The 17462-nt window shown below is 49.1% G+C and carries 25 protein-coding genes; 3 read left to right on the top strand and 22 right to left on the bottom strand.

All coding sequences use genetic code 11. From position 1 onward, the window contains the following. Nucleotides 1-174 precede the first annotated feature (174 nt). From BM091_RS07690 to BM091_RS07595, 22 genes are all read right to left on the bottom strand, one after another. Complete coding sequence (locus tag BM091_RS07690) at nt 175-696, bottom strand: hypothetical protein (protein WP_093394747.1); 522 nt, start codon at nt 694-696, stop codon at nt 175-177. Next, a complete protein-coding gene (locus tag BM091_RS07685) occupies nt 693-2021 on the bottom strand; it encodes a hypothetical protein (RefSeq protein ID WP_093394745.1) in 1329 nt (442 codons plus the stop codon). The genes BM091_RS07690 and BM091_RS07685 overlap by 4 nt, the downstream gene beginning before the upstream one ends. After that, nucleotides 2018-3160, bottom strand: coding sequence for a glycosyltransferase family 4 protein (locus tag BM091_RS07680; protein ID WP_093394743.1), 1143 nt, complete (start codon nt 3158-3160; stop codon nt 2018-2020). Before BM091_RS07680 ends, BM091_RS07685 begins: the two co-directional genes overlap by 4 nt. Beyond that, nucleotides 3161-4045, bottom strand: coding sequence for an FkbM family methyltransferase (locus tag BM091_RS07675; RefSeq protein WP_093394742.1), 885 nt, complete (start codon nt 4043-4045; stop codon nt 3161-3163). Next, nucleotides 4029-5087: a glycosyltransferase family 4 protein gene (locus tag BM091_RS07670; RefSeq protein WP_093394740.1), complete on the bottom strand. Its 1059-nt coding sequence runs from the start codon at nt 5085-5087 to the stop codon at nt 4029-4031. Before BM091_RS07670 ends, BM091_RS07675 begins: the two co-directional genes overlap by 17 nt. Beyond that, nucleotides 5084-6574 carry a flippase gene (locus BM091_RS07665; protein WP_245735316.1) on the bottom strand — a complete coding sequence of 497 codons (1491 nt, stop codon included), beginning with the start codon at nt 6572-6574 and terminating at the stop codon, nt 5084-5086. Before BM091_RS07665 ends, BM091_RS07670 begins: the two co-directional genes overlap by 4 nt. Before the next feature lie 221 nt (nt 6575-6795). Beyond that, complete coding sequence (locus tag BM091_RS14490; RefSeq protein ID WP_342745460.1) at nt 6796-6996, bottom strand: type II toxin-antitoxin system HicA family toxin; 201 nt, start codon at nt 6994-6996, stop codon at nt 6796-6798. Between the two features lie 51 nt (nt 6997-7047). Further along, on the bottom strand, nt 7048-7356 hold the full coding sequence (locus tag BM091_RS07655) for a type II toxin-antitoxin system HicB family antitoxin (protein ID WP_218148838.1): 309 nt from the start codon (nt 7354-7356) through the stop codon (nt 7048-7050). A gap of 191 nt (nt 7357-7547) precedes the next feature. Next, nucleotides 7548-8042 carry a DUF2283 domain-containing protein gene (locus tag BM091_RS14550; RefSeq protein ID WP_245735306.1) on the bottom strand — a complete coding sequence of 165 codons (495 nt, stop codon included), beginning with the start codon at nt 8040-8042 and terminating at the stop codon, nt 7548-7550. 79 nt (nt 8043-8121) lie between these two features. After that, nucleotides 8122-8286, bottom strand: coding sequence for a hypothetical protein (locus BM091_RS13915; RefSeq protein ID WP_177193572.1), 165 nt, complete (start codon nt 8284-8286; stop codon nt 8122-8124). A 231-nt stretch (nt 8287-8517) separates the two neighbouring features. Then, on the bottom strand, nt 8518-9015 hold the full coding sequence (locus BM091_RS07640; RefSeq protein WP_093394734.1) for a PIN domain-containing protein: 498 nt from the start codon (nt 9013-9015) through the stop codon (nt 8518-8520). After that, entirely contained in the window at nt 9015-9275 is a 261-nt protein-coding gene (locus BM091_RS07635) for a UPF0175 family protein (RefSeq protein WP_093394733.1), read from the bottom strand. Before BM091_RS07635 ends, BM091_RS07640 begins: the two co-directional genes overlap by 1 nt. 175 nt (nt 9276-9450) lie before the next feature. Further along, nucleotides 9451-9702 carry a four helix bundle protein gene (locus tag BM091_RS07630; protein ID WP_218148847.1) on the bottom strand — a complete coding sequence of 84 codons (252 nt, stop codon included), beginning with the start codon at nt 9700-9702 and terminating at the stop codon, nt 9451-9453. 3 nt (nt 9703-9705) lie between these two features. Beyond that, nucleotides 9706-9849 (bottom strand): four helix bundle protein, encoded by a 144-nt coding sequence (locus tag BM091_RS14545; protein ID WP_218148837.1) that lies wholly within the window; start codon nt 9847-9849, stop codon nt 9706-9708. A 135-nt stretch (nt 9850-9984) separates the two neighbouring features. Then, a complete protein-coding gene (locus BM091_RS07625; protein ID WP_093394731.1) occupies nt 9985-10389 on the bottom strand; it encodes a type II toxin-antitoxin system VapC family toxin in 405 nt (134 codons plus the stop codon). Further along, the gene (locus BM091_RS07620; RefSeq protein ID WP_093394730.1) at nt 10386-10598 is read right to left on the bottom strand and encodes a DUF2281 domain-containing protein; all 213 of its coding nucleotides are present in this window, start codon (nt 10596-10598) and stop codon (nt 10386-10388) included. Before BM091_RS07620 ends, BM091_RS07625 begins: the two co-directional genes overlap by 4 nt. Nucleotides 10599-10796: 198 nt before the next feature. Further along, nucleotides 10797-11225: a type VII toxin-antitoxin system HepT family RNase toxin gene (gene hepT, locus BM091_RS14540; RefSeq protein ID WP_093394728.1), complete on the bottom strand. Its 429-nt coding sequence runs from the start codon at nt 11223-11225 to the stop codon at nt 10797-10799. Further along, the gene (locus tag BM091_RS07610; protein WP_093394727.1) at nt 11225-11452 is read right to left on the bottom strand and encodes a type II toxin-antitoxin system HicA family toxin; all 228 of its coding nucleotides are present in this window, start codon (nt 11450-11452) and stop codon (nt 11225-11227) included. The genes hepT and BM091_RS07610 overlap by 1 nt, the downstream gene beginning before the upstream one ends. Further along, nucleotides 11449-11673, bottom strand: coding sequence for a type II toxin-antitoxin system HicB family antitoxin (locus BM091_RS07605; protein ID WP_093394725.1), 225 nt, complete (start codon nt 11671-11673; stop codon nt 11449-11451). The genes BM091_RS07610 and BM091_RS07605 overlap by 4 nt, the downstream gene beginning before the upstream one ends. A gap of 50 nt (nt 11674-11723) precedes the next feature. Next, on the bottom strand, nt 11724-11882 hold the full coding sequence (locus BM091_RS13910) for a hypothetical protein (protein WP_177193565.1): 159 nt from the start codon (nt 11880-11882) through the stop codon (nt 11724-11726). Between the two features lie 77 nt (nt 11883-11959). Further along, on the bottom strand, nt 11960-12097 hold the full coding sequence (locus BM091_RS14095) for a DUF2281 domain-containing protein (protein WP_218148836.1): 138 nt from the start codon (nt 12095-12097) through the stop codon (nt 11960-11962). 179 nt (nt 12098-12276) lie between these two features. Then, nucleotides 12277-12471 carry a hypothetical protein gene (locus BM091_RS07595; RefSeq protein WP_093394724.1) on the bottom strand — a complete coding sequence of 65 codons (195 nt, stop codon included), beginning with the start codon at nt 12469-12471 and terminating at the stop codon, nt 12277-12279. A gap of 826 nt (nt 12472-13297) precedes the next feature. Between BM091_RS07595 and nusG the strand changes: the two genes are divergently transcribed. The 3 genes from nusG (at nt 13298) to BM091_RS07580 (ending at nt 17436) form a co-directional block, all read left to right on the top strand. After that, complete coding sequence (nusG, locus tag BM091_RS07590; protein ID WP_093394722.1) at nt 13298-13837, top strand: transcription termination/antitermination protein NusG; 540 nt, start codon at nt 13298-13300, stop codon at nt 13835-13837. A gap of 211 nt (nt 13838-14048) precedes the next feature. After that, nucleotides 14049-16658: a [protein-PII] uridylyltransferase family protein gene (locus BM091_RS07585; RefSeq protein WP_093394721.1), complete on the top strand. Its 2610-nt coding sequence runs from the start codon at nt 14049-14051 to the stop codon at nt 16656-16658. Continuing rightward, a complete protein-coding gene (locus BM091_RS07580; protein ID WP_093394719.1) occupies nt 16651-17436 on the top strand; it encodes an enoyl-CoA hydratase in 786 nt (261 codons plus the stop codon). Before BM091_RS07585 ends, BM091_RS07580 begins: the two co-directional genes overlap by 8 nt. The last annotated feature ends 26 nt before the right edge of the window (nt 17437-17462 follow it).

Below are 17462 nucleotides of genomic sequence, written 5' to 3'. Positions count from 1 at the left end.
AGGACGTTGCTGAAAAAGGTGCAGAGGCACAAGGTTCTCAAGACACCACTCCAGCACATACCGCTGAAGTTGGGTACCGTGTTTTAAAATATGCCAGCCAAACGCCACCTGATCAGGTTTCAAATACTCCCGGCAGAACTCTTCATTTCTCAGGTAAGCTTCTGCATCATTTCCTCAGCCGCGATTAATAATGCTTAGGGCTGTTGCTATAGGATGTCTGATCAAGTAGAGACAATGGATGTCGAAATGCTCATTGAACCAATCTATCAAAGCGTGTGCATTACAAACTTTAACCACAAGCCTATTTACAAGGAAACTGAAGTTACGGTCGAAAATTCTCCATTGGTTACGAAGTCTGATGCGTCCAGCTAAAAGGTCTGTAAAATACTTGGCAAGGCGTTCTTCCTCTTCTTCTTTTAAAGCAATGAACTTACTCCGCAAAGGATGAGGCAATCGGTTAAAATGAGGATGCAACTGCCATAAGTCCAGCGGTTGGGCAATATAGTCAACTCCTGGCTGTGAGTAAATCATTTCCATCACCAAAGTTGAGCCGCCTCGCCGGTTGGCAAATATGAAAATCGGCTTCTCGGTGAGGCGATAGATACACAAACGACCGAGGGTTTGTTTGCTAAAGGCTTTCAACATATCTTTTCCCGAAAGGTTCTTTTTGTCAAGTGCCCCACCGATTCTTATCACAATGCCTCCTTTTGAACTCTCCGAGATCCAAATAGCCATAGAAGAAGCATAGTGGGCAATATCCCAAAACTTGTTAAAGCAGTTGTGAGGTCTGAAGCAGTAAATAAAGCATAAAAAGGCAAAGCTGCCATCGCCACTCCGAATTCTTTAGGGAGACGCCCTAAAATCAAGCTATCCGTCAATCTTAATAATCCTCCCACAATAATTCCAAATATTATTAATCCCGGGAGCTTGAGATGCATATATGCAGTTGCTAAAAACCCTACCGAAGCAACAGTGTTCGAATGCAATATATATCTACCAACCATACGCTCAGGGGTATCAGGAAATGGATAATTTATTGGTATTGGCAGATGTGTGCTTGAGAAGAGCAAAGGCTTCTGTCCTGAAAAGAATTCAAAGTAAGCATAGTGTATTCGAGCTGGGGTAAAAAAGAAGCGTTCAAGAATCAGAGAAGCAGGCAAAGAGAAATCGGTAGCGAGCATTAGAAATGCGCTCGCCGCGACCAGCATTAAAAAACCTAGCACCATTAGAATTAACCGATTGCGCTTTATTACATAATACGTTCCTAGCACCAAGGGGACAGTAAACATAGGCGTTCGGCTTGCACTTAAACTTGAGAATACAATTTCTAACCCGATTAAAGCAAGAAATAATATATGTTTCCTATACAAGAGAGCCCACATTGCTAATGCTATAGTAAAAACATTGTATGCCCAAAGACGAATATAATTGAACATTCCTCCCAATAATCCAGTCTCCTTAAAAAGCCTCGTTGTTACTAATCTTCTAATTTCCGCCATACCACTGAAATCAAAGGTAAGATACCAGCGGAAATGTTTTAATCCACCTTGGTTTATAAACCACGTTAAGGCCAGTACTACTCCTATAATTGAAATAACTAAAGCAATAGTAGGTCCTTTGAGCACGGCACGAATTTTGACTCGTGGCAATATTTTTGTTGTCATAATTACAAGAACAAAAGATGTAGCTACCATATAAGTAAAGTCACGGTTACCAGCTATATCCATAAGACCATATAAAGAAAATATAGGTAATATAGGTGTGAGAAAGAAAAGCCAGATTAAAAAATCAGAAGGCTTCTTGATTTTGTATGGGAGAAGTAAAGCAAGTGCTAAGGTGAAGATCCAAGATTCCACTATTTTTACCTTATTAGGTAAAAATATGTAACGTGTTGCTGTCCAAGAAAAGTGAGGGGCAACAATATATACGTAACTGAGATCAAGAGCAATCTTGAGTAACAAAACCAAGATCATGAGAGTTAGTCTTGGAAAAAAGATCCAGATAAATTTCAATCTTTTCATAGCACTTGTTTCACAATTTTTTTTATTTCTTTTATATAGTAAGTTGCGGAAAACATCCCTGCTCTTTTTCCTAAGTGTTTACGGAGTGACGCTTGAACTCTTTTGTTGTCTAAAATATGCATGATTTTTTTTATGGCCTCTTCTTCTATTTGGTAGGTAAGTAGTTCACTATCTACGATCTCTACCTGTCCTCCATCATTTGGCACAAAGACAATGTTACCAGCTTTCACCATCTCAGCTACCGCGATGCCAAAGTGCTCATTTTTCATTCCGTGGATACCATATTTATGACTTGCTACGAGGTTTGCAAGGCGTTCTCTCTCAAGTCGCCCTTCGAGAAACACCCACGACGCATTTTCTTTTGCCATTTTTTCTATCTTCTTTGCATAATTGATATCCCATCTTTCGCCAACAACATGGAGATGTATATTCCACCCCAATTCCCTCACACGCTTCAGTATTCGAATAATCATATCGATTCGCTTTGAGGGTGCTATCCGTCCGATACATACAAATCCGTCTTCTCTTTCCTCCCAAGGAATCCGAGGATACTCCATTGACACTGGTGGGTAAACTACAATCGGTTCAACACCATAAGCCCGTTTGATGAGTTGTCCTGTCCACTTTGAGTTTACTAAGGTAACATTTTGTCTTATTTTGTCAACGGAAAAATGGAAGATATTTGCCGCCAGCTTCCTATAAGCCTTCTTAAGAAGCGATCGTTGAGGTTCATCTAAAAAATCATTTAAACCGCTAACTATCCCAGCCGCAACTGCGGGAGAATGGACATACTGAATCCCTCTTCGCCCGAAATCCATTTCGTAGTAAGTGCTAATACATAGATCATATTCATTGACTCTTTTTTGGAAACGGGACATCAACATAAGTCGCCTCAGATACCAAAACGCCGATGTTTTGTGAAGCCCGAATGGCAGAGGAACTACAATGGAGCGAAACTCACCCGGATCTAGAGATGTACCATAATACTGATTGATTTGTTTAACGGGCAATTCACTTGTTGAAACTACGGTAACTTCATAATCACGTTTAAGCGCTTCTAAAGTCCAAACAGCAACCGCTTCAGCCCCTCCTATCCACTTCGTTCCACTGTGTATAACGGCTATCTTAGGGCGCCCCATTTAATCCCCCTGAATCTTTGAGCAGTACAGATTTACAGACCAAGTAGGACCTTTTGCATTCTTTGCCATAGCGTAAATCTCCGAAGACTCGACCATTTCCAATCTTTCGAGCTCATCATTTATTACCTTAACTTCAAAACCTAGTGAATGTAACTTTAGGAGCAAATCTTCGACGCTTGATCCTGCCTTGTGAAGCATATCAGGATTACATTCTACAAACATTTTTACATCGCTACTTCTCTTGAGTACATTTTCCATCCCCTCTAAGGCAACCGTTTCTCCTCCTTCTATATCCATTTTTATAACATCAACCTTTACTTGATTTGGCAAAAAATCATCTAGCTTGATACTTTGGACTTCTATAGTACGTCCTGAAGTGTCACGGTGAAACAAGCTTGTGTCTCCACCGGTAACTTCATCTAAGTGGAGCCTTAAAACTCCCTCCTGATTTGATACAGCCTTTTTAACCGGCACAATAAGTTCAGAAAAGCCATTCTGCTTAATATTACGCACTAAATATGGAAAAGTACGAGGATCTGGCTCAAACGCATACACCCGCCCTCGTGAACCAACTTTCCGAGCAGCTATTAATGAATAAAAACCTATGTGAGCACCGATGTCACATACAACCATCCCCGGAGCAAGTGTTTTTTTAAAGAGTTGCATTGTAAACTTTTCATAGTAGCCCTCTTGCATTTTCCAAAGTTCACGACGATGCCAAAACGAACCAGTTAAGTATAATCCCTCTACTTTAATGGTCAGATCTCCCACAAGCGCACTAAGTACTCTAAAGAAATACCTGCCGCCTGGGAGCTTCGAAGGACGTATACCCAAGCTCCTTAGAATTCGCCCAGCCCTGTTTAGGACATCAGCTTTGTTTCTCATGTAAAACCTCCTGATAAATGTCAATAAGAAGATTTGCTATATGGTCCCAAGAGAAGTTACTTAACACGTATTCTCTCACTCCTGGCTTTGGTCCTTCCTCATAGGCTTTAAGAACACTCTTTCGGATAGAATTAATATCCATAGGGTCACAATAAAGGATACGATCTCCCAAGTACTCGTAAATAGGAGGATATCGACCAGATATCGCTGCAGTCCCTGCTGCACAAGCTTCTAGTGTTACCATGCCTAGAATTTCCCATTGACTAGGAAGCACATGAACCTTGGCTGCTGCATAGGCTGATGCAAGAAGAGGATCATCATTTTTGAGTTCCCCAACATAATGAACCCAGGGAAGCTTCTTGACCAACCGTAAAAACTCTTGTTGCTCTTCCGGATTCACCGTTTCACCTACTGGAACCAAAGACCCTATAAAAACCACATCAAGCCCCGTTCCTTCTAAAGCGTGTATAAGGCGTACTTGTCCCTTTGCACGATTAATGCGCGCGACCTGAAGGACAAAGTCACTTATGCCGAAATGTTTGATAAAAAGCTCAGGATTGGCATTAGCAAAAAGCTCTTTATCAACTCCGTGGGGCACTATTCGCACTTTCGATGTGTTAATACGGAAGCGCTTGGAAAGTTGCAGTGCCTCACTTCTTGAAGAACAAATAATTCTGTCAACGATATCATAAATCGTTTGTCGCATACGATACATAGTAGAGATTGGAATGAGAGGGTCGATGGTGCGGGCAAGATACCACTTCCATAAAGGTTTAGCCGAAAAATCGTTAGCTGTTACGACGACAGGGATGCCTCTCCATTTTGCCATTTTTATAAATTTCTCAATTTCATATCCTGCGCCAAATATGTGCAACAGATCGAAATCTTGCTCTCGTTCCCATAGATCAAGATGTAAAACTTCAATGCCTTTTCGTTCTAGTGCTTCCTTGGTCCTGGCGGCGGGAATACCTTGTGTTTCGGGAAGCGATGTTCCGTAACCTAACCACCATCTTGATGCAGGGAAAAAGAAAGCGACTTTCATCTCTTTTCCCTCCTCTCTTTCAACAAACTCCCTCCAAAAATTGTCGGATTGATCCCTGTCTTCCTATAAACCCATACCGCTAGTAAGGTGTTTAAAAGCACAATACTAATAGTGGTAGCAATAGCCGCGCCTTTTATCCCCCAAAGAGGAATAAATAATGCGTTCAAAATTACATTGGTACCTGCTGTAATACTTAACCCTTTTGTTACGTAATTTTCATATCCCGTCATAATCAAAATTATATCTGTAGGTCCCACGATTACACTGAAAAGCTGTCCCAAGCTTAGTATAGCAAGAGTTGCAGCCCCAAGTGCAAATTCCTGACCAAATATAATAACTAAAACTTGTTTTCCTGCTATTAGAAAGATGAGCGCCAAGGGCAAACCTGAGAAGACGGATAAATAAACAGCTCGGGTAATCACACGTTGCAATCGGTCCCTTCTGTCTTCGGTGGTGTATAAAGCAGAAATTGTGGGACTGATCACCGTACCTACAGAAAGGAGACCAAAAGAAATGAGCAGTGCAAGTTGAAACCCAACTTTGTAAATGCCGACTGCTTCGGCTCCCTTAATACCCCCTAGCATGAGGATGTCTGTATGGTGGGTGACTACTCCCAGAACGCCAATTCCCAGTAAAGGCAGTGCGCTCTTCACCCAAGGTCTTATTTCAAACGCTGGAGAAGACTCTTCAACGGGCTTGGGAAGGTGCTTTTTAAGCAATAGTGCCCCGGTCAAAAAGGCTATCGCGAAAGCAACAACTTGCATTCCCATTGCCAAGGAGGGAGTTATCCTTTCAGCGAAAAGGAGGTAAGCACTTGCTATCAAGAGGATGAAAAGTGTTGGTCGCACAAACAAAGCTAGCATCTGACCTTGAACAACGCGGCTAAGTCCCTGCAAGGACATTTGCCTTATCTGAAGTAGAGCCATAAGCACTAAAAGAGGTAGAGCTATAAGGAAGGTGTCCTTTGTCTGAACATCGATGCGGTCCGACAAAAACCACATACCCAAGCCCAAGAGTGCTGTCAACGTGAGAGAAGCAACCAGCACTGTCTGATCAGCAAAGTGCAGCAAGCCCCTTATGTGACCCCACCTTTCCTTCACCTGGTACGCAGCGATATTGCGGACAAGCAGCTGAGGAAGGCCAAAGGTTGCTGGGATACTCAAAAACGTGACCACTGACCACACATAAGCATAGACTCCGTAACCTGCTGCCCCAAGCATTCGCGCTAGCACCACGCTGATGAGGAAGCCGAGGCCCATTGAGATGGCCTTTAAGACCATCACGCCCACCGTGTCCCGGGCCAGGCGGAAGCGCAAACTCCCAGGTTTCCCGATCGCCCTGGCAACCGCCCTGCCCAACCGACTGCTAAGAAAGCCCTCTTCGATTCCTTTCATAACCCTCTGTATGTTAATTGCTATATTATGCCACAAGTAGACTCGAGAACCGCCCGCGGCTAACCCCACATACCCCGTGCCGATAACGGCCACCTTCAACGGTTGAAACCTCCCCTGCCCATCTTCTTGCCCTGATCCCAGGCTGAACTTCTCCACCCCGCAAGCCCAAATGCCCCGAGGCCCCGGCCCAAAGGTCATTTCCCGGGCATCGAGAAGACCGCCCATGCGCTTGATGGCGAAACCTTTCCACGGTCCTCTGGGCACATGTAGATCCTACGACCACTGAGCCCGCTTTGCCCAGCAGGAATGAGGTTTCATCCCAGCCGATTTAGTAGGTCAAGATACCTTTCACGCGAAATCCCGGCTGTGCGGAGGTTAGTTAGGATATGGGTTACCGGTACCTCACGGGGGCTTGTCTTTATCACCACCGGCCTCTTCATACCGGGTTTCGTCATGATCAAGTGGTCTCCCTTCCGCCGCACCACTCTAAAGCCTTCGTGTTCGAAGATCTTCACAAGGGTTCTATAATCAACCGGTGTTATCTTTTCGGGGCGCACCTCCGTTCCTCATTGGCCCACGGTCAGAAGTTCCGCGGCCACGGGTTGACGGGGAAGCCATGTGTCGCCCCGACGCACGAACCCGGCCTCTTCCATCACTTCCTCCAGGGTGCCCATGCGCTCACACTCCTCCAGGAAAGCCTCCACAGCTTCCTGTAGAGAAGCTCGGGCCTCGTCCAGTGATTCCCCGTAGCTAGAGACATCGAGCTCAGGTACAACACCCACGTAAAGATCCCCTTCTCGGAAGAACTCCGCGCGGTAAACCACTTTCCATTTCATCTCTATCGCCCCCAAAATTATCGCTCCACCCCAAGGCATGTAAAACCGCATGCCGGGTAAGGGATAGAAATGAGCTTAGGCTCCCGAACATAAGAAGTGCCCACAAGGTCGGCTCGTGGATCGGGCACCTCCCACGCTACAGCGACTCAATTTTCGCGGGATCTATGTCCACAAGTGACCCGATGTCCAACGTGAGCCAGGGATTCCTAGGCTCCCTGGAATTCCGGCCCTCACTTTTTGCCCTGAACTACGGCCGGGCGGGTCACCAGAAGATCCTGCAAGGGTAGGGCCGATAGTTCCAGCCGGCCAAGCTCCACTCTCCGGCTAGCCTCCTCGATTTCTATACCCACCACGTTTCCCACGGTGTCAAAGTCCAAAACAAAGCCCGGGGCAATTTCCTCCGATTCTACGCTGGGCCCACTCCGGAGACCGATGTAGAGCATATCGGTCTCTGGATCATAACTGAGACGCATCCTTTCACCTCCTTTCATGGCTTGAACCCCCGGTCGAAAAAAGGCGTTATGCACCGTTTCGCCATCCGGCTCGGTCACCACCGGGAGATACTTCCCTGCCTCTTGAATATACACCCAATATCGAACGCGGCCATTCTCTTGGACCTCCCGACGTACAGGATGGCGAAGTGCCTGTTCAACCCATTCCATCTTGAGATAAGGGCGGCGCACAAGCACGCTGTTCCTAAAATAAGCCGTTGTCTTCACTCCCACCTCTCGCCTCCTAAGACCTGGAGTCTGGATCCAGGAGATCGGCTTTTGAACATGGTGCAAGGGCACCTACATACCTGGCTCATGGATCGGGCTTTTCCGTCGTTGTAGCAATTCGATATTCGCGGGATCTATGTCCACACATAAACCGTCGCTCGATACAGGCGAGGCTTATGCCGGTGGTGAGCCCCAGGTAGCCCGTGCCGATAACGGCCACCTTCAACGGCTGAAAACCTCTCTTGCCCATCTCCCCCTGATCTCAGTGTAAAGCTCTCCACCCCGCAAGCCCAAATGCCCCGTGATCCCGGCCCGTAAGTCGAGCGTGATGAAGCCCCTTCCGCGCACCGGGAAGATCAACCGTGCGCTTGATAGCGAAGACTTCCCACGGTCCCCCGCACCATGTGGGCCTTGAGGACCCCCCGGCCCTCTTTGCCGAGGAAGGTTCGGACAAGGTTGGCTATCCTTTTAATGCATTGATTCATTTATTTAGCTCACCGGCTTCTTTCAAAACTCGCTGGTAAAGTTCAGGACTGATTCGGAATCCCGCTTTCTCCTGCAGGGCATCCAACTGCTCATGGACGCTCCTGATAAGCCCTGCTTGTTTTGCCCATATGAGTAAACCCACCGTCCCCAGGACCTTAAGGCCCAACCGCTCAGCAAGCTCTCTCGCTTCTTTTTCATCGAGGAGGACCAAGGCGGCTCCCTTCTCCTGGGCCAAGGCAATTACCTCCGCCTCCCCATGGTCCAGCTGTGCAAGGAGCACTTCCCCTACCGCTCGATTTCTCACCTCTTCCACCTCAATCCAGTCAGCGGTCGCCACCTCTTGCGCACCGGGCTCTCCCTTCCCTTCCTCCACCACCTCTCTCCAGACGGCCTTGGGGATCATCAGCTTCGTGCCCTCACACCGCTTTTGCAAAACATCTAACTGGCCGATCGCGCTCAAGGCGATCAATACCGAAGAGTTACAGACTACCATCAACCCAGCTCCCTCAAGGTCCTAAGGTCTTTTTCGAATTCCTCAAGGTCATAGTGGCGAAGGATCCCCTCTTTTCCCAAGAGCCGGGAAAACTCCCATTTGGTCATCCCGGCGAGCTCGCGGGCTTTCCCAAAGCTGAGCAGGCCTTTCTCATAGAGCCGCAGAGCCAACTCCTGCTTCAGCCTCGCTGGCACTTCGTCTCTAGGAAGCTTGAGTGATTGGACCAACTCCTCAGGTATCTCCAGGTTGAGCTTCGGCATAATGTCACCTCCTCTATCCCCAAAAGGCCGCCATCTTCATGCGCAAGGGCACCGCCTGCCGGATGAAGTTAAGTAGAGTGTTCCGGGCCAAATGGCTTCCTGTGATGAAACGTGAGACGTGAGACGTGAGATGTGAAACGTGAGAGGTGAAATGTGAGAGGTGAGATGTGAGATGTTATCGTTGTTTGGCATTCTTATTACCTCGCAGGTATTTTATCAATCCTAAAAGCTTGTATCGCTCTTTCTCGATCAAGGAAAAGATACTCCTACCGGGCAGAAAACCTAGCCTATCAGCTATGATCAGCTGGGTTTCCAATTCCGAAATTGACCCAAGGGAAATAAACAAGAACTGCAAAAATTCTTTCTTTGAGTTCCGAGCTGCTCCTTCAGCGATGTTGCTCGGTATCGAGATGGCAGACCTTTTTATCTGTTACACCAAACCGTACCTCTCCTCCTTTGGAAATTTCTGAACAATTTCATAAACTTTTACAACAAGTTCTATCCCCTCCTTCCAGACATCCAAATCCCTATGCGTCTTCACACCCCCGATCCCGTCCCTCCCCTTACTCCTCACATCTCACCTCTTACTCCTCACGCCTCACTTCTCACTTCTTACGCCTCACTTCTCACTGGGCACCGCCTGGCCCACGAGGTTAAAGAGGGTGTCTCGGGCCAAGAGGCGGCCGCTCTGAGCTCCAGTCGTGCCACCCTATCCCTCCAGTAAATCTTTCGGGGTCTTGCGCCCTCTTTCTGTCCGATCAAAGTCGCTATCGAAGCTCACGATGGTGAGGTTATAGTCAGCTGCAACCGCATATTGATAAGCGTCATCGAAATCAAGGCCGAACTGCTGTGCAGCCTGTATAATATCCTCCATTTCTTGGGCTGCGAGAGCGATGACCGTAACCCCTGCCTCGAGGATCATGTCTTTTAAGAACCGTCGGAATACCTCATGTTGCCTTCTGCGGAAAAGCAAAAGCCCTATTGAGTGGAGGGAATAGTCGGAGATGAAAAACTTATGTTTCTCGACTTGTGACAGGAGAGCTTGAGCTTCCTTGACCTTCTCTTGCTCTAATATCACTTCCAGGAAGATATTGGTATCGATCAGTAACTTCATTGCTCGCCGATCCTCCACTCCGCAATCTTGTGCTGGAGCTGTACGGAGGTATAGCGATCGCGCAGATCCCTGAGGGCTCCTGCCCAATCGAACTTCGGCTTCCTCCTGGGCCTCCTTGCCCGTTTCTCCAGAAGGAACTCCACGAAGTCCCGCACCTCCTGCTGGAGTTCGGGCGGCAGTTCATCGATCAAGTCCTTCAGTGCCCGCATGCTTTACCTCCTTTGGCCCCGCAGGAAGGCCTGTAAAATAAGCTCCCTAGACCCTCTGATAGTAGTCCACATACTCTCCCGTGATCACGATCTCAGGTACCACTCCACCGTCCGCCGGAGGCCCTCCTCCCAACCGACTTCCTTTTTGAAGTAATCACGGGCATAGCAGTTGTATCCCTGCGCGACCACACATCTCCTTCATAACAATTCCCCGATCGCCCGGACAAATTTGCGTAAGTCGTCTGGATGTCCCTGGAGGATCTCGTACATTCTATCGTAATCTATCTCCCAATACAGGTGTACCAACATGTTGCGAAAGCGCACCATCCGCTGAAGATTCCGGTTCAACTCCGGGGGCACAATTCCAGCCTCGCCTAGAATCGCAAAGCACTCGGCATATTCCTCGGGCACCCGGTGTAACCGCTGCGCGCAGATGTGAAAGCATATATGTATCGCAGCTTCTATGGCTATAAGCAAACGATAGCATGCCAGATCAAGCGCGTCCTGGTCCGCAAGGAACGCATCTTTTGGCAGCGCTCTGATTCGTTCCAGCCGCTCCAGAGAGCGTCTGATATCCCTCGAAACTCGCCTTTGGCTCCCTACGGAGCTCCTTCGGGATTTTTTCATCAAAGCAGTTCCTTAAACCGTTCCAGCGTAAGCCCTGCATCTTTCAGAATGCTTTTCAAGACCTTAGGATGAAGGGTCTTCCCCGCATGATAGGGCACAGTGACCCGTTTCCCATCTGGATTCTTGTAAATCCTGTGACTTCCGCTCTGACGGCTAAGGAAAAAACCCACGCGCTCCAAAACCCTGATCACCTCCTCGACCGTCACGCGGGGAAGCTTCTTGCTCATACCGCCACTTCCAAGGAGGTGAGGCTGATCGAATCAACCTGCGGGATCTCTTCCCCGCTCTCTAAGCGATCCAACACGTGTAGCCGTATGGCATCTTTAATGTTCTCAAGGACCTCCTCGTAGGTGTCCCCTTGGGTGTAACACCCTTGTAACTCGGGACAGAAGGCGAAATAGCCATCCTTATCCCGCTCAATCACCACCGAAAAGCGATACGTTCTCATAGTGTCCACCTTCGTCTCACCTTAGGTTCTACCCAGAGCCATAGACTCTTTTATAGTATTCCAAATACTCTCGCCTGATCACCATTTCCACCCAATCCTGATATGTGAAGCTTCCCCCCGGGAATGGATCGCAAAAGCTTCTCGACCTCACCGGCTTCATCCTGATCAAGGAGAAGTTCTAAAAGACTGTTGGTATCAAGCAAATACATAAATCCCCCCACCATTCAAGTACTTTGTGCTGAAGCTCCACAGAGGTGTATTTATCCCGGAGGTCACGCAGAGCTCCTCACCAGTCAAATTTTAACTCACCCTTCTTCGCTTTGGGCTTAGCAACTCGTTTCTCCAGCAGGAACTCCACGAAGTCCCGCACCTCCTGCTGGAGTTCGGGCGGCAGTTCATCGATCAAGTCCTTCAGTGCCCGCATGGTTTACCTCCTTTGGCCCCGCACGAAGGCCTGTAAAATAAGCTCCATAGACCCTCTAATAGTAGTCCGAATACTCTCCCGTGATCACGATCTCAGGTACCACTCCACCGTCCGCCGGAGGCCCTCCTTGAAACCATGGCAAAGCCTTTCCCCGAGCCTTGCATGGAAACAACGAGGATTCAGACCCTTTCGCTTTTCGAGAGTGTCTCTTCCAAAGTAACCCACCCTTCCTTAATGGCTCTGATAGCCCGGATTAGGTGAAGCTCGAACATCATCTCATCGCCTTCAAATTCCCGCCGGATTTCTTCCTCCAGCCTAGTAAGCTCGCCTGCGGAGAGGCCGCTCGCCCTTTTAACTTCTTCTAAATTGAACACAATCTCCTCACCTCCCTAAACCTCTGGAGGAGCCAGAATATCGATCGTCCGGGGGCCCTGCCCGGCATTGATATAGTTTACCAAAAGCCGGGTACTGCGTTTGACCGGATGATTAAAATTCCAACTAACCAGGATGCACCGCCGGGCACCGCTGCGGCAATGTGAAGGGCCTCTGCAAATACAATACTTAGACGATACAACCCCTTCCTCGACATAGAGCCTTACCCGCTTTATCATTTCATTCGGTGAGACTGAGGACCTTGAAATTTCGGGTAAGAGCGAGCAGCTTCTCCCTTAGACCGGAACGAGCTTGACGGAGTTCCTCGATGGTCAGGTCAGAGCAAAGCTTCCCGTGCCTTTCCAGGACCGGCCAGAAATCCCGCGTCCTTCGCATACGCTCAGGTATCATTTTCACCGTTGATCACATCTTCAATCCAATCCCGGTTCGGAAATACCACTCCTTTTTGTGGTAACGCCCGGGTTCTTATCCCGGTCTCAGAGGCAACCACGAGGACCGGACTTTATTGGCTACACTTCAATCCCGAGGGGATATCTGACCCTCCGGGAGATTTCCCCCTGGCGTACCACAGCATCCGCTTCTAACCTGCGGAGGAGCCGGAGCAGAGGCTACAACGTGCTCCCCCTATGTAAGCACCACTTCGAGCCGATGCTATTATATTATCAGTTAAGGCTCGTAAAGCCCGTTGTTCTTCATTTCACTATTTTGTATAGTATTCGTCTCATTATCACGAAGCATTTCGGCAGCAAAGGATAAAGTAAGGTTTTTTGCTTCGTGACAGGTGCATGTACAGGTGGAGAATATTCCATGTGGTACGTTGTTCACACTCTGGCAAGGTTTGAAAAGCAGGCCATTGCAGAGCTAATAGATAAAGGTTTCGACGTATACTATCCAAAAGTACCCGAGGGCATTCCCCCAAAGGAGCAACCTCTTTTCCCCCGCTATATTTTCATTCGCCCGACCGTTCGCATCTGCCCGGCAATCGCAAGAGAAGTGAAGGGTGTTATAAGATTGCTCGGATACGACGACGGAGGAAATCCTTTAGATGATTGGACAATTGCAAAGATCAGAAGATTTGTCCATCAGGTGAAACAACAGGGAGGGCTGTCGATTCCCCGGGCGGGAGACACGGTGGAAATCAAATGCGGTGTATTCGAGGGACTCTCTGCCATCTTCTGGGGATTCAAAAAGGGAGGACAAAGGGTAACCGTGCTCCTTAAGCTTATGGGATACAGCGTTCCGGTAGAGCTACCCGCAGAGGCAATTAAAAGCCCGCAAAAGATCAAGCTCCCAAGAAGAACACGGGGGAAAGGGCGGATTATACGAGGTGCCTATAGCCTCCTGTAGCCTTTGATACCGGCCCAAATAAATTCTTTGATCTAACAGCCAAAAACAGCTTTTCGGGGGGTCAGAGCACAACCCGTTAAAAGGGCGGCCTGCTCTATTAAGTTTCTTCGGGGGAAACGAAAAACTCGACAGCTTTAAACGGTTGGGCTATGGTCAATGGTGAATCGCTAGGGTGTCAGATAATCGCTTGTCGATCCGGAGGAACTTTAAAATGGTCCTTTACGAACACCTTGTGGATTCGCTCAAGACCCAGAGACAGAAATATGCCGACAATTTCGGCGAAGAGAGCATCACAGGGCATACCACGCTGGTGGAGATCTCGCTAATTTCGCTTTACAACCGCCTTATAAACGTGCTCGACCTTGATGCCGAAGCCTTCAGAGCAAACGGCGCCCTTGTAGCAACAGGCGATCTGGGCAAAAGCTTCATCGGCCCCCACCAGCCCATTACCCTCATATTCCTGAAAACCCCGGAATGCCGGCTCCAGGAAGAATGGCTCAGGGAAATAATCGACCCTTTGATCGAAGCCGGCTGGAAGGTCGATTACACCGCCGGTACCGTTCAGGACATCATCGCCGAAGCCGAGAAAAACATCGGGTTTTTGCAAAATCTGATCACTTCACGCTACATATCGGGAAACAGAAAGATCTTTGAAGACCTGGACGCTGCCCTGGAGGACCTTTTGAAGGGAAGAGGAGAAGAGATTGAGGGGCAGCTCAGAAAGGAATGGACTGCCGGAATGGAGCTTGTGGACAGGCCGGGAGCCTGGATGGAACCCGACCTTTTTGCCTTCCCCGGTGGAATCAGGAGCATCACGACCATAAGAACCGTTTTAAGGCTTTCGGGGTTCAGGAAGATAGACGAGGCCGTCAGAGACGGATTCCTGAATCATCGGGAAGGCGAAAATCTTCTTAAGGCCGAACGATTTCTTACAAGAGTTTTAAATGTCCTGATGTCCCTGGAAAACCGGTCTGAAAGGGTGATGGGCTTTCCGGTTCAGCGGCGGGTTGCCGAGCAACTGGGTTATTCCAATCGGGGAGCTTTTTCTGCCGCCGAGGTTTTCATGCAGGAACTCCACAGATATTTCTTTGAAACCTCGCAGACCTTAAGGCTTCTGTTTGAGAAAAAAGCAAAAATTCCCGTCTCCTATGAATCCGTCGAGCTGGAACCCGGCGTCTTCCTGCGGGACGGGCGGGTGGAGATAGACGATCAGGGTGTAGAGCTATCGCCCGAGCTCTTCGTTAGAATATTTCTCCACGCCGCAAAAAACGGGGCTCTGGTGGGAGGAAAGACTCTTGATTTGCTCAGAGGCTCACGGCACATCCTCGAAACCTGTTCGGGAAACCGCAGGGTCCTGGACGAGCTTCTCGAACTGGTCCACAGCGACTCCCCTGTCCTGCCCGTCTTTCGGCTTTTTCACGACATGGGCTTTTTGGGAGACCTGATTCCCGAGTGGAAGGGCATTCTGGGGCTTATGCAGTGCGACGGATTTCACGAATATCCCTTTCACGAGCATGCTCTGAGAACACTCCAGGAAGTGAAGAAGGTTCTCGGCGAAGCCTATCGTTCCGATGAGCCGGAACTTTCGTCCATAGCCCGCAGAATTAACGACCCCCGCTGGCTGTATCTGGCAGCCCTTCTTCACGACATAGGTAAAAGTGCAGGACGCGACCATGCTTTAAGAGGCGGGGAGATGATTCCGGCCATAGCCCGTCGCCTCGGGATGCTCCCGGAAGAAAGCGATATGGTTCAGTTCCTCGTGGGCCAGCACACTCTCATAATGGACAGCGCTTCCATGCGGGATATAGGCGACGAGGAAATGCTTGCTCACTGTAGCCTTCTTGTGGGCGATACGATTCGACTTGACAATCTACTCGTTTTGACCTTTGCCGATCTCAAGGCCACGGGAGAAAAAGCCTTCAGGAAGTGGCATCAGAGCCCCATGATCTTTCTCCACGAAAGGCTTTCGCAGATTCTTGAAAAAGGCGAACCCCGCCCGGGGTTGATCGCCGAAAGAATCGAACAGATCAAGCAGATAGTGCAGCGTGAAGTTTCCGATCTGATGGACGAATCTCAGGTTGTGGCGAGGCTCGAAGACGTCGGACCGAGATACCTTCTTTCCATGGAGCCGGCAACAATAGCCCGACATCTCAGAATGGAATGGGAGCTGCTCCACTCCCCCGAACCCTTTGTTCTCGACGTGACGGCTCAGGACAAAACCTGGACGGTTACCCTTCTGAGTGAAACCGCACCCTGGCTTCTCTTCAAGACCGCCGGACTTCTTACCCTTCACTCCATTGACATATCGGCCGCCCAGGTCTTCGTAAAGAACAACGGTACGGCCATACTCATATTCAACTGTTCCCCCACAAAAGCCGCCACAAGGCCGGACTGGGAAAGCTTCAGAGCGGATCTGAAACGCCTGATGGAGCACAGGTTTTCTCTTGACTTCAGGCTCGCAAAGCATGCGGCACTGACCAGGCCTGCGGCAGTAAATCACAGACCGGGCGACACCAGGGTGATCATCGACAACGAATCTTCTGCCCACTACACTATTCTGGAAGTTCACACCGCCGATAGAACGGGATTACTGTACCTGATAACTAAAACCCTTGCCGATCTGGACATCCGCATATACGTTGCAAAGATAACCACCCGTGGAAGCCGGGTGGCGGACGTTTTTTACATAAGAGACCATCTGGATCGAAAGCTTTCGGACTCCGAGCAGATAGAGGAGTTGAGATCTGCCCTTCTTTACTGGCTGGACGAAGCCTACCGGCAGAGTAACGAAGGTTTTCGTAAGGAGGCTGCAAATGGGTGAAAAGGATCCCGTGGTGCTGGAGAAGGACGGCCCTATCGGCTACATAACCCTGAACAGGCCCGAAAAACGGAATGCCCTTTCGCTGGAAGTAATGAAGCGAATTATTGCCATTTTAGAAGCCCTGAAGGAGGACCCGTCGGTACGGGTGCTGATTATAAGAGGCAGGGGGCCCGCTTTCTGTGCCGGTCATGACTTAACGGAGCTAACCGGAGGCGGCGATCGGGTACACCGGTTTCGAGAAATTTTCGGAATATGCTCTGAAATGATGTACGGAATTCACAGGATACCTCAGCCCGTCATTGCCCAGGTTCACGGGATTGCCACTGCGGCAGGATGCCAGCTTGTTGCGGCCTGTGATCTCGCCGTTGCCGAAAGGGGGGCTCGCTTTGCCACGCCGGGCGTAAAGATCGGACTTTTCTGCACAACGCCTATGGTTCCTCTGGTAAGGGTGGTGGGCAGGCGTCGGGCCATGGAGATGCTACTTACGGGTCGCTTCATAAGCGCCGAAGAAGCCCTGGAATGGGGGCTCGTAAACAGGGTGGTGGCCCCTGAAAACCTTGAAGAAGAAACCCTGAAGCTGGCTCACGAGATCGCCCAGTACAGCAGGGCCACAATTGCACTGGGAAAGAAGGCCTTCTACGATCAGATAGACCTTCCGGAGTATTCAGCTTACGGGTATGCCCGGGAGATAATTTCTCTAAACGGAACCTTTGATGACGCCGCAGAAGGGATCAGTGCATTTCTGGAAAAGCGTAAACCCCTGTGGAAGGATAGCTGACCGGTATTACAACAAACCTTCAATGT

The organism is Thermodesulforhabdus norvegica (assembly GCF_900114975.1).
In the GTDB taxonomy this organism is placed as follows: domain Bacteria; phylum Desulfobacterota; class Syntrophobacteria; order Syntrophobacterales; family Thermodesulforhabdaceae; genus Thermodesulforhabdus; species Thermodesulforhabdus norvegica.
This window is presented reverse-complemented; position numbering and strand designations above follow the sequence as displayed.